Below are 12810 nucleotides of genomic sequence, written 5' to 3' on the forward strand. Positions count from 1 at the left end.
ACCGGCCTGACAACTAAAAAGTCTGGAGGAAGTGGACATGTTTGAATTCAACCTGAAGAAAGTCGCGCTGTCGGCAACAGCCGTCACCGCCCTGAGCGCCGGAGCCGCCGCCGCACAAGAAGCCTGCACCAACTATACCGTCGCGGATGGCGACACGATGGCCACCATCGCCATCGCAGCCTATGGCACGTCGAACTATCAGCCGATCTTCAACGCGAACCGCAACCTGATCACCAACCCGAACGATCTGGCCCCTGGTCTGGTTCTTGCGCTGCCTTGTGAAGACGGCAGCCTGCCGAACGGTCAATCCGCTCAGGAAGTTATTGCTGCCGAGGAACAGCGTGCGGCAAGCGTCAAGCGTTCGAATGTCTATGCTCCGCCGATCAAGATGGTCGCGGGCAACGGATGGGAGCCATTTACAACTGAAACCCTGAACGGTGGCGGTATTATGACCCGTCTGGCAACAACCAGCCTTCAGCGTGCGGGCAACCAGCGCGAATACTCGGTCAGCTTTGTTGATGACTGGAGCTCGCACCTGGACACCCTGTTGCCGCTTGGGGCGTTTGACATCTCGATCGCATGGACCGTTCCGGACTGCACTAACCGCTCGTATGAGTGGTCTGAAGCTACCGAAGCCCGCTGCACGCAGTTTGTCGCATCGGTCCCGGTCTATGACATCGTAGGTGGCTTCTTCACACTGCCAGAAAGCGACTATGCAAGCGCGACTTCTTTCAAGGACCTTGAAGGCTCGACCATCTGCCGCATGGCAGGCTGGAGCATGGTGGTGCTTGAAGAGCAAGGCTTGAACCACAACAACACAACCGTGGTCCAGCCCAATACAGCCCGTGAGTGTCTGGACGCCGTATTGACCGGCACCGCAGATGTGGCGGCATTCGAAGTGGATCTGTTCGCATCGACAATGAATGACATGGGCTTGACCTCGGCTGACATCGTTGAAAACCCATATGTATCCACCTTGTCCTCGATGAGCTTCCTCGCGCACCGCACCAACCCGTTCGCACGCGAATACATTGCGATGATGAACAAAGGCCTGATCGAGATGCGTGAGTCCGGCGAGTGGTACGCGATCATCTCGGATACCCTGCGTGAGCAGAACGAAAAGCTGAACGCAGCGTCGAACTGATCTTTTAGTTCACCTGAAACCCTTAGGGCCGGTCTTAGGACCGGCCTTTTTTTGGTTTCTGGTACCGTTATTCGGTCAAATTCTTGGGGTTCAAATGCGGAGCCTACGGGAATCCCCTAATACCCGGAATAGCTCAGAGTGATATTCTGAAATCAACTATACCGGAGAGGCGCAGCCTCCCCACTCACTCAAAAAAGGGCCGACTTTTGGGGGTCGGCCCTTTTTTCTATTTTGATCTCCATTTTTCAGCGAAAAAGCCACGCCTAAAGGCGTGACTTTCGGCGATCAGCCGATGATCGCATTCAATGTTGCGCTGGGGCGCATCACAGCGGCGGCCTTGGCCGGGTCGGTGTGATAGTAGCCACCAAGATCGGCATGCGCACCTTGCGCGGCGGCCAGTTCACCCAGGATCTGACCTTCCTTTTCGGCCAGCTCTTTTGCGATTGGCGCGAATTCGGCCGCAAGGTCTGCATCGTCGGACTGCGCCGCCAGTGCCTCGGCCCAATAGCGCGCAAACCAATAGTGGCTGTCGCGGTTGTCAGGCTGGCCAACTTTACGGCTGGGCGATTTGTTGTTGTCCAAAATGCCCTGTGTCGCGGCCTCGGCTGCGGCACCCAGAACACCTGCCTTGGCGTTGCCTTTGCTGTCGGCCAGGAAGTTTAGCGATTCACCCAACGCGCAGAACTCACCCATCGAGTCCCAACGCAGGTGGTTTTCCTCGACCAACTGCTGCACGTGTTTCGGAGCCGAGCCACCAGCACCGGTTTCAAACAGGCCACCGCCATTCATCAGCTTGACGATGGACAGCATCTTGGCCGAGGTGCCCAGTTCCAGGATTGGGAACAAGTCCGTCAGGTAATCCCTCAGCACGTTGCCGGTGATAGCGATCGAATCCTTGCCAGCAGTAATCGTTTGCAAGCTTTGCTGGGTCGCTTCGCGCGGCGCCATGATCAGGAACTTATCCGCCACGCCAGCGGCCTCAAGCGCCGGTTTGACGTATTTGATCAGCTCTGCATCGTGGGCGCGGTTTGCGTCCAGCCAGAAGATCGCCTCGGATCCTGTCAGACGCTGGCGGTCCAATGCCAGCTGAATCCAGTTTTCGATCGGAGCTTTCTTGACGGTGCACGCGCGCCAGATATCGCCAGCCTCAACCTCATGTGACAGCAGGACGTCACCGTTAGCCAGCACGATGCGGATCACGCCATCAGCAGGCGCTTCGAACGTGGTCGGATGCGAGCCGTATTCTTCGGCTTTCTGCGCCATCAGGCCAACGTTGGCGACAGCACCGGCTGTGGCCGGGTTCAGCGCGCCATTGGCTTTGAAGAAGTTGATCGCCTCATCATAAACACCGGCATAACAGCGGTCAGGGATCACACAGTTGGTGTCGCCCTTGGCGCCAGTCTCATCCCAACCCTTGCCGCCCGCGCGGATCACTGCGGGCATCGAGGCGTCGATGATAACATCCGACGGTACGTGCAGGTTGGTAATGCCCTTGTCGCTGTCGACCATATACATGGACGGACGGTCAGCTTTCAGGGCGTCAATGGCGGCCACGATCTCGGCGTTGCCTTTGACGCGGTCCAGCAGATCACCCAGACCCGAATTCGGGTTCACACCCAACGCATCCAGCTCAGCGCCATATTTTTCGAACACCGGCGCCAACCAGGCTTTGACGGCATAGCCAAAGATGATCGGGTCCGACACTTTCATCATGGTCGCCTTCATATGAAGCGAGAACATGGTGCCGTCTTTCTTGGTGTCCTCAATGGCTTCGGTCAGGAAGGCAGACAGGGCTTTGACCGACATAAAGGTGGCGTCCGCCACGGTGCCTCCGTCCAGCGGCCAGCCGTCTTTCAGGACAGTCACGCTGCCATCTTTGCCGACGAATTCGATCTTTGCATCGCCCGCTTGTGCCGCAGTGATGGTGGCCGATTTTTCGTTGGCATAAAAGTCATTGCCGGACATCGACGACACTTTGGTCTTGCTGTCAGCGGCCCATTCTCCCATCGAATGCGGGTTTTTCTGGGCATAATTCTTGACGGCCTTCGCGGCGCGACGATCGCTGTTGCCTTCGCGCAGAACCGGGTTCACGGCCGAACCCTTGATCGCGTCATACCGCGCGCGGATCGCCTTTTCCTCTTCGGTCGAGGGCTCTTCGGGGTAGTTCGGGATATCATAGCCCTGCGATTGCAGTTCTTCTATGGCCGCAACCAATTGCGGGACCGAGGCCGAGATGTTCGGCAGCTTGATCACGTTGGCCTCGGGCGTTTTCACCAGCTCACCCAACGCGGCCAGATCATCGGTGATGCGCTGTTCGTCGGTCAGGTTTTCGGGGAAGGTCGAAAGAATACGTCCTGCCAGCGAAATATCCTTGGTTCCAACACTGACACCCGCGGCGCCGGCGAATTTGCGAATGATGGGCAGGAAGGACGCGCTGGCCAGCTCGGGCGCTTCGTCTACAATGGTATACAATATATCGAAGTTCGATTTTTCTGCCATATTCTTTTACCTTTTTTCAGCCTTTCGGGGCGTGCGATCCAAGAGTAGCGCCACTTCTGTGTGGCTGGTACTGAGGCGCGGGAATCCAAGCGCCCCAATGGTGACTCTGATTTGACAGGGTCTCCCTTAAATCAGGTTTGCCTTGGGATCAATCGTCTAGTGGGGGCGCAAATTGACACGGGGTTGAGAAATCCCGAGGTTGCTTAAACATTCAGCCGTTTAGCTTAGCCTTACTTAACTTTTACCAAATCATGCGGCGCTGTGCTTACGGAGCGAAACTTTAGGGGCTCGATCAATCTGCCCGCATGTAAAACGTAGTCAGAAATCGCTTTATTAAGATGCTCAGGTGACCCGTCATACGCTTGGCGTGGAACTGATATTCCTTGCTTGCCGAAGGAATCCAATATCGCTTTTCGTCCTTTGTATCCAAACGATGGCAGAGCATTTTCTAGCTCTGACACCGCCAAGTCCGGTCGTCCCATAACCGCGTAGAGATAGCCTCGGAGCATCATTTCTTCTTTATTTCTCCACAAAAACCATCCGACGGCATTGTAGAACCACCGTTTTATGAAAATGCCTTTCATTGTGTCATCATCTTCATGCTGATATGCAGCAAGCTTCTGAACGTATTCTATCCCCTTCTTTTCATCACCAATCTCAAGGTGCACGCGGGCCTGTAGCAGCAGCACTGTCCCAATGTCGGACGTCAACCGATCAATTTCTGACACAGCTGCCAACGCGCCAAGGTAATCACTGGTGTAGCTTAGGTGGTATTCCACAAGCAGTTCGTAGGCCCAAATCTGTTCTGGCCAACGCATTGACGCCTGATCCAAGAACGTCTTGACCGCATCTTTTCCGTCTTCTTGAGTTAGCAAATAGGCAATTGCATAACCGCTTTTTCGGCTATCAGGCTTAATATCAAGCACCCGCTCATATCCCAAAACAGCTTCAGCAAATCTTCCTTGTTTTTCATCAATTTCCGACTTTCCAAGCAACGCATTCGTGTTGTTTGGATCTATCAACAGTGTTTTTGCGTAGTCGGCTACAGCCGCTTCGCTGTTTCCCAGAGCGTCCAAAGCCATAGCGCGTCTCAGAAACGCAGTCGCATTTTTGGATCGTAAAGCCAGAGCCTGATTATAATCCGCAATGGCGTTCTCATATTGGCGATCGCAGTAGAAGGCCCAACCACGTGCCCCCAGTAGCGTGCTTTGATACGCCGGAGTGAGCCCCTCAACGTCCATCAACGTAGTACACGCGCCGGTTATATGGGACGTGCTGCCTTTATTACCCAGACATGCTGCAGTCAGCTCTGCGTGTACCGCGTCAAGTTTGGACGGTGAATTACTCGACAGCAGCAATGCCGTAATCACAACGATCAGGGCAGCAAGGCGTATATGCATCTAGGCTCCTTTGGGTCAGAGATACTCACCTTTAGGTGGTTATCCCCGGCCCATTCTCAAGATGCCTTTACCGTCAACCTGCTGTAAGTGAACCATAAAAACCACACGCGCAACCGCGGTGATTGATCACACGCCCCACGTGTCACTCAACCGGTATCCCTGGGGCCAGGGGTCGTCTGGGTCCAGCATGTGCTGGTGGATGCCGGTGATCCAACCACGGCCGCTGATCTCGGGGGTGATGGCCGGGCGGTCGCCGACGCGGGTTTCGGCGACAATCCGACCGGTAAAGCGAGAGCCGATGATCGACACCGCCTCGAATGTCTGGCCGACCGTCATCTGTCCCTTGGCCGCCATCAATGCCATACGCGCCGAGACTGCGGTACCAGTGGGTGACCGGTCAACTTTGCCCGGTTGGATGGCAACTGCGGATTTACCGGTCAGGCCAGTCTCGGTGGACTCAAGCGGGCCACAAAAGGCGCAGAATGAGATGTGGTTCCAATCCGGGTTCTCGGGATGGGCAAAGCCAAGCTGTTCGTTGGCGGCATTCGTGATCGCCACACCCATGCGCGCAATATCGCGGGCCTCATTTTCAACAATCTCGATCCCAAGTGCGGCGGCGTCGACCACCACAAAGCTGTCGCCGCCATAGGCCGTGTCCACGGTCAACGTACCAACGCCGGGAACCTCCAACGGTACTGCGATCTTGTCGGCGAAACTTGGCAAGTTCTGCACGTTAATACGCTGGGCCTTGCCGTCCCGGCATTCTGCGCGGACCCGGACCAATCCCACCGGCGCCTCAAGCGTCATATAGGTTTCGGGTTCCTGCATCGGGATGATCCCACTATCAAGCAGCACCGTCGACACGCAGATCGAGTTCGATCCCGACATGGGCGGCGTGTCTTCGGGCTCCATGATGATAAAGGCGGCGTCCGCCTCGGGGTGTTTGGGTGGCACTAACAGATTGACATGGCGAAACACGCCGCCGCGGGGTTCGTTCAATACAAAATTGCGCAGAGTCTGATCCTGGGCGATGAACGCGCGCTGATCCCACAGGGTTTCTCCGGGCGGTGGCTGGACCCCGCCGACGATGACATCCCCCACCTCACCTTCTGCATGGGCCGAAATCACGTGGATGGTTTTGATGCTGCGCATGTCTTGTCCTTAGAACCGGGTGGCGGAAAAAGGGGTTAGGCAAATCTGAGAAGGTTGCCCGTCAATCAAAGCTCCGACTAATTCAGCCGTTCCTGCCGATTGCGTCAGACCCAGATGACCGTGGCCAAAGGCATAAATGACGTCCGGCGCGTTCGGCGAGGCTCCGATCACCGGCAGACTGTCTGGCAGGGATGGGCGGAACCCCATCCACTGCGATCCCCCATCAGTGTTCAATCCGGGCAGGAATTGCACCGCTTTTTTCAGCAACGCGTCCGCTCGTTTGTAATTCGGCGGAAGGGTCAGCCCACCCAATTCAACCGCTCCGCCGATCCGAACGCCGCCATTGATTCGTGTGGCGACAAACCCGTGGCCCGCAAATGTCAGATGCATACGCAGGTCAAACGCACCAGCAGGAAGGGTAGTGTTGTAGCCACGTTCAGTCTCAAGCGGAATCGCGTCGCCCAGTGTCTGCGCAAGGTGATGCGACCATGCGCCGGCACACAGAACCACCTTGGCTGCCTTTTTCTCACCGTCTGACAGAGCGATCCGCACGCCGCCTTCATCAGCAGTCAGCGCGCGCGTGTCCTGAATTTCAATCTGCCCTCCACGATCGCGAAAGGTCTGGGCCAGATGCGCAACCCATTTCTTAGGGTCGACAGTGTTCATCCAGTTCGGCGTGAACCCTGCATGGGTAAAACGGGGGCTCAGGCCGGGTTGTTTTTCGACAAGTGCCTCGCGACTGTCCAGCAGTTCGAAATCGATCCCATGTTGGCGCCGCAGCTCCCACTCGGGCAGGCTGGCGCGGAACTCGGCCTCGCTTTCGTACAGCTGCATTTGTCCGTCACGCCGCATCATCGCTTCGCCGTTCACCGAAGTAACCAAACGGTCCAAAGCCGCGCGGGACAAGTCCATCAGACGCGCCTGCGCGCGCAGGTGATCTTGATACCGTCCCGGTCGGCTGGCCCGCCAAAACCGGTACATCCACGGCGCGATTTTCAGTGCATAAGCAGGTGGTACGGACAGCGGCCCCAGTGGGTCCAGAAGCCATTTAGGTGCCTTGCGCATAATCCCTGGCTTTGCCAGAGGTTCGACCTCAGAAAAGGCAAATGCGCCTGCGTTCCCGGCCGAGGCCTGTGCTGCAACACCCTCACGATCCAGAACCAGAACGCGATGGCCCCGGCGCTGCAACTCAAGCGCGGTTGTGATGCCGATTACCCCCGCGCCAATCACGACGACCCGCGAGGTCATAGGTTAATGCCCGCCTTGAAGGGGTCATTGTCCCCAAAGATTAGCGTCGCCTCGGCCATAATATGGGCCCGCCCGGTTATCGACGGGATGACACCACCATTCGTGCCGGGCTGATAGGACAGGTGATAGGCGCTGCCTATGACGCTGTGTTGCACAATCTCTTCGCCGGGTTTCAGCACCCCATCAGCGGCCAGACAGGCCAGACGCGCGGAACTGCCGGTGCCACAGGGGGACCGGTCATAATTGTCGTCCGGGCACAGCACAAAGTTGCGACCATGGACCGCCGGATCATCCGAGGCGCCCTGAAAGATCACATGATCGATCGGTTCACCCTGTTCTCCGCCAATCCTTTGCGCAATCGAGGCCTCTCGGATCGCAACGGTCATATCGGTCAGCTGAGGGATATTTTCAGTTTCCACCGGTATAGGGCTGGGATCAACGATAAAGAACCAGTTGCCGCCATAAGCCACATCGCCGGTCACCGCGCCATAACCCGGCACATCCAGCGTCACCCCGCGATGCACCCGGCGGCTTTCGATATTCGTGACGGTGACAGTGTTGGCGTCGTGCAGGTCGACCGTTACGATCCCAGCAGGCGTTTCAATGCGATGTTGTCCAACACCGATCCGCCCCAGATGGGCCAACGTGACGGTTAGCCCGATGGTTCCGTGACCGCACATGCCCAGCACGGCATCCACGTCAAAATAGATCACGCCAGTCACACAGGTCGGATCAACCGGCTCGACCAGCAGCGCGCCAACCATGGCAGGCTGGCCGCGCGGCTCTAACATGATCGAGCGATAGAACTCCTCATGGTCTGTCGCCAACCGGTGGGCGCGTTCGCCCAACGGGCCGGAACCCAAATCGGGTGCGCCACTTAGGATAACCCGTGTGGGTTCGCCCCCGGTGTGGCTGTCGATCACATGCATTCAGCGATTACTCCGCCCTGTTTGGACCAGTCGGCGAACCATGTGCGGAATAGGTCATATTGCTGTTCGCAATAGTTGCGCTGCGCATCTGTCAACTCGTCCGTTTCATTGAAGTGCAGACGGTATTCCTGTTCCCCGTTCAGCACCAGAAGATGCTTGTAATACAGCACCAGGTCAGGGCCTTCGTCAAAGCTGGACAGCACATGGATCGCCTCGGTCAGCTCTCGCGCGCGCTGGCGGGCCTCGGCATGGCCTTGGGCCGCCTTTTTGGACAACCCGGCCAGCAACAATGCCTCACGCGGCAAGGCGGTGCCTATCCCGGTGATCGAGCCCGTCGCGCCGCAATTGACAAAGCCATGATAAACCTCGGTATCCACGCCGACCATCAGGGTGACCTGATCATCCTGACTGGTGATGTTTTCGGCCGCATAACGCAGATCTTCCTTGCCGCCGAATTCCTTGAATCCGATTAGGTTTGGATGCTCGGAGCGCAGGGCAAAAAACAGGTCTGCCCGCGTGGCGAATCCGTAATACGGGCTGTTGTAGATGATCGCGGGCACATCCGGCGCGGCGGTCAGGATCGCCTGGAAATGGTTCTTTTGCGCTGCCGGAGAGCTGCCACGCGACAACACGCGCGGGATTACCATCAGGCCAACCGCCCCAACCTTTTGCGCATGGGCCGCATGGGCCACAGCAGATTTTGTATTGATGGCACCGGTCCCAACCACCACGGGCAACCCTGCATCGATCAACCGTTCAACACCCTCCATCCGCTGTGCGTCTGTCAACAACGGCCAATCCCCCATCGAGCCGCAATAGACCACCGCTGACATTCCCGCGTCGATCATCTGCTTTCCCTTACGCACCAGCGCGTCGAAATCAGGTGTGCGATCAGCCTTACAGGGGGTCATAAGAGCAGGCATGGTGCCGGTGAAAACATTGGTCGTCATCGAAGTTTTCCTTCCAATAGGCAACGTAGAGGCGGGTTGAATTCACCCTTTTGACTCGCCATAACGGATATTGGATACAAAATCCAGAAAATTTGCGGCTGACGAAAACGCACCAGATCACAGAGACCGGTGCGTTTTGCTTCACTCAGGATTTTGCGATTACCGGAACCGTTGCCCGGTTTCAGGATCGAATAGCATTGCTCGATCTGACCGCACGGTGATACCGATACGCTCCCCTTGCTTGCTGCGCTGGTCTTCGCGCTCTTCAATGATCAGCTTGTCGCCATTGGGGGTCAACAGATAGGTATAACTTACCCCACCAAGCGCTTCGGTCAGATCAACGGCGCAGGTTTCGGCTGCACGATCAACTTCGATATGTTCGGGACGGATGCCCAGGGTCACCTTGTTCAGTCCCGCAGGTACATTGGCCGTCACCTTCAACGGTGCGCTAAGGGCGGGATGCGAGACTTTACCGTCCGCAAAATCACACTCCAGAAAATTCATCGCGGGCGAGCCGATGAACCCAGCAACAAAGCGGTTGTCCGGGTCGCGATACAGATCCATCGGCGCGCCGACCTGCTCAATCCGGCCGTCCCGCAATACCACGATCTTGTCGGCCATGGTCATCGCCTCGACCTGATCATGGGTCACATAAATCATCGTTGCGCCGATCTCATTGTGCAGCCGCGCGATTTCGACCCGCATCTCGACACGCAGTTCAGCGTCGAGGTTAGACAGAGGTTCGTCGAACAAAAACACCTCGGGTCCCCGAACGATGGCGCGGCCAATGGCAACCCGCTGTCGCTGACCACCAGACAGGGCCTTGGGCTTGCGTTTGAGGTACTGATCCAGTTTCAGGATATTCGACGCCTGCTCAACCTTTTGGTCGATCTCGGATTTGGCCACCCCGTTCATACGCAGACCAAAGCCCATGTTCTCGGCCACAGTCATATGCGGATACAGAGCGTAGGTCTGAAACACCATCGCCACGCCACGCTTGGCCGGATCCATATGGGTTACGTCACGCGCACCAATATTAATCTGACCCTCGGTCGTCTCTTCAAGCCCCGCGATCATGCGCAGCAAAGTGGATTTGCCGCAGCCAGAGGGGCCAACGAAAACACAAAACTCACCATCTTCGATGTCCAGATCAATACCGTGGATTACCTGCGTCTCGCCATATCGCTTGATCGCCTGGTTCAGAGTCACTCCGGTCATGTCGCTTGCATCCTGTTGTTGTCGGCGCTTTGGCGGGTCTCGGGGAACCGCCAGGCCTGTGCTTCGGCTCCGATCTGTTCGGCCACTCGGCGAACACGGGGAACCCAGGTTTCCAATTGTTCGAAATTCATCCGCTCGGTCGATCCGGTGACCGAAATTGCCCCCAGCATCCGCCCGCCCGACGTCAGAATCGGACAAGCGATGCAAATAATGCCCGGCTCGTGTTCTTCATCGTCGATGGCATAGCCGCGACTGCGGATCAGGTCGAGGTCAGCGCGTAGCGCCGCCTCAGAGGTCAGGGTTTTATCCGTGAATCGGTGATAGCTCTGCTGAGAAACGGCGCGCTCCAGCGCGACCTCATCCAAATACGCCATCATCGCCTTACCGACGCCGGTACAATAGGCCGGGCCGACCTTGCCCGCCTGCGAATACATCTCGATCGGTTGCGCGGCGTTGCGCTTGTCGACGTACAGAACCTGACTGGCATCCAGCTGCGCCAGATGCACCGTTTCCCCAGTCTCTGCGCTCAAAGCATCCAGAAACGGCCGCGCTATCGGCGCCAATGAGCTTTGTGTCCAGGCCGAATGCGCAAGCCGCACCAGCCGCAAACCGGGCGTATAGGTTTGCCGATCAGGGTCATATGACAACATGCCCTGATTGGTCAGCGTTTGCAGAAACCGATAGAGCGTAGCCTTGGGGAAATCGCTGCTCTCCAATAGTTCCGCAAATCGGACCGGGCGCGCAAAAGCCGCCACCTGATCCAGCACCTCACATGCTTTTCCTATTGTTCCGTCACCTGCCACTGGCGTGTGTTCTCCTCCTATTGACCCATCGCCATCTTCACGAGGGTCTTGACAAGACTAACCGAGTCGATGTGTAGTTTTCAATATATAAAACACGGTTTCATTATTTGAAACTAAAAATGGAAGCTAAGGGAGGAAACCATGCATTCCATGTTCAAGCGTACTGCGGTGGCGTTGGCGGCCAGTGCGGCACTTGCCGCGCCAGTAGCAGCCGAACTGTCCGGCGAGCTGCGAATCTTCCTCGACACATCGAACCCGGCGCCCCGCGCGACGATGGAAGCGATGATCGATCGGTTCGCGCAACAGCATCCGGGGCTCGAGATTGAAACCACCGTGATCGACCGCGAGGCGTATAAGACTCAGATCCGCAACTTCCTTACGGCGGACACACCGGACGTTGCGACATGGTATGCAGCCAACCGGATGAAGCCCTATGTTGAGGCCGGCCTGTTCGAAGACGTGTCCGATCTTTGGGCCGAACCCGAGATCGCAGACAATCTCGCCTCGACCAAAGGTGCGATGACCCTTGATGGTAAGCAATGGGGCGTGCCCTATACCTACTATCAATGGGGCGTTTACTACCGCAAAGACATCTTTGATGAGTTGGGCCTGACCGAGCCGACCACCTGGGAAGAAGAGCTGGTCAACTGTCAGAAGATCGTCGATTCCGGTCGCGCCTGTTACACCATCGGCACCAAGTTCCTTTGGACTGCCGGTGGCTGGTTCGACTACCTGAACATGCGCACAAACGGCTTCGACTTCCACAACCAACTTGCCAATGGCGAAATCAGCTGGGAAGACGACCGGGTCAAGCAAACCTTCGCCAACTGGAAACAGCTGATCGACATGGGTGCGTTCATCGACAACCACCAGACCTATAGCTGGCAAGAGGCCCTACCCTTCATGGTCAACGGCGAGGCCGCGGCGTATCTGATGGGCAATTTCGCCGTCGCTCCGCTGCGCGAGGCCGGGCTGACCGATGATCAACTGGATTTCTACCAGTTCGTCGCCATCAACCCTGACGTTGAACTGGCCGAGGACGCGCCGACCGACACGTTCCACATCCCGGCCAATGCATCGAACAAGGAAGCCGCACGTGAGTTCCTGCGCTTCGTTGTATCCGCGGATGAACAGTCCCAGATCAACAACGGCGCCAATCTCGGCCAACTGCCAGTGAACGCGCAATCAACCGTTGATGACGACAAGTTCCTGCTACAGGGTTTCGAGATGCTGTCGTCGAACAGCCCCGGTGGCGTGGCGCAGTTCTGGGATCGTGACGCGCCGGCTGAAATGGCCAAGGTGTCAATGGAAGGGTTTCAGGAATTCATGGTCAAGCCGGACAATGCCGACCGCATCCTTGCGAAACTGGAACGCGCACGTCAGCGCATCTACGACAACTGAACCGGTCGGGTCGGGCGAAAGCCCGGCCTGCACCTCATCCTGCGTAAGACGGGTAGTAACCCGTCT

At 57.1% G+C, this 12810-nt stretch carries 10 protein-coding genes; 2 read left to right on the forward strand and 8 right to left on the reverse strand.

The genetic code is table 11. From position 1 onward, the window contains the following. The first annotated feature begins 37 nt into the window (after positions 1–37). The gene (locus tag ACR0DL_RS09940; protein WP_170349894.1) at positions 38–1144 is read left to right on the forward strand and encodes a transporter substrate-binding domain-containing protein; all 1107 of its coding nucleotides are present in this window, start codon (positions 38–40) and stop codon (positions 1142–1144) included. 285 nt (positions 1145–1429) lie between these two features. Here ACR0DL_RS09940 and ACR0DL_RS09945 read toward each other — a convergent pair whose 3' ends face one another. The 8 genes from ACR0DL_RS09945 to ACR0DL_RS09980 all read right to left on the reverse strand — a co-directional run bounded on the left by ACR0DL_RS09945 (position 1430) and on the right by ACR0DL_RS09980 (position 11343). After that, a complete protein-coding gene (locus ACR0DL_RS09945) occupies positions 1430–3643 on the reverse strand; it encodes an NADP-dependent isocitrate dehydrogenase (RefSeq protein ID WP_480688887.1) in 2214 nt (737 codons plus the stop codon). A gap of 230 nt (positions 3644–3873) precedes the next feature. After that, complete coding sequence (locus ACR0DL_RS09950) at positions 3874–5043, reverse strand: tetratricopeptide repeat protein (protein ID WP_480688889.1); 1170 nt, start codon at positions 5041–5043, stop codon at positions 3874–3876. 126 nt (positions 5044–5169) lie between these two features. Next, positions 5170–6195 (reverse strand): trans-3-hydroxy-L-proline dehydratase, encoded by a 1026-nt coding sequence (locus ACR0DL_RS09955; protein WP_480688891.1) that lies wholly within the window; start codon positions 6193–6195, stop codon positions 5170–5172. Positions 6196–6204: 9 nt separating this feature from the next. Then, entirely contained in the window at positions 6205–7443 is a 1239-nt protein-coding gene (locus ACR0DL_RS09960; protein WP_425081960.1) for an NAD(P)/FAD-dependent oxidoreductase, read from the reverse strand. Beyond that, positions 7440–8372, reverse strand: coding sequence for a 4-hydroxyproline epimerase (locus tag ACR0DL_RS09965; protein ID WP_170377077.1), 933 nt, complete (start codon positions 8370–8372; stop codon positions 7440–7442). The genes ACR0DL_RS09960 and ACR0DL_RS09965 overlap by 4 nt, the downstream gene beginning before the upstream one ends. Beyond that, positions 8363–9322, reverse strand: coding sequence for a dihydrodipicolinate synthase family protein (locus ACR0DL_RS09970; protein WP_170361729.1), 960 nt, complete (start codon positions 9320–9322; stop codon positions 8363–8365). Before ACR0DL_RS09970 ends, ACR0DL_RS09965 begins: the two co-directional genes overlap by 10 nt. Before the next feature lie 159 nt (positions 9323–9481). Then, positions 9482–10540 carry an ABC transporter ATP-binding protein gene (locus tag ACR0DL_RS09975; RefSeq protein ID WP_170377075.1) on the reverse strand — a complete coding sequence of 353 codons (1059 nt, stop codon included), beginning with the start codon at positions 10538–10540 and terminating at the stop codon, positions 9482–9484. Further along, on the reverse strand, positions 10537–11343 hold the full coding sequence (locus ACR0DL_RS09980) for an IclR family transcriptional regulator (RefSeq protein ID WP_170361731.1): 807 nt from the start codon (positions 11341–11343) through the stop codon (positions 10537–10539). Before ACR0DL_RS09980 ends, ACR0DL_RS09975 begins: the two co-directional genes overlap by 4 nt. Before the next feature lie 141 nt (positions 11344–11484). Here ACR0DL_RS09980 and ACR0DL_RS09985 point away from each other — a divergent pair, with 141 nt between their 5' ends. After that, complete coding sequence (locus tag ACR0DL_RS09985) at positions 11485–12744, forward strand: ABC transporter substrate-binding protein (RefSeq protein ID WP_170361732.1); 1260 nt, start codon at positions 11485–11487, stop codon at positions 12742–12744. Positions 12745–12810: the final 66 nt, after the last annotated feature.

It is taken from the genome of Ruegeria sp. BB5 (assembly GCF_056539405.1).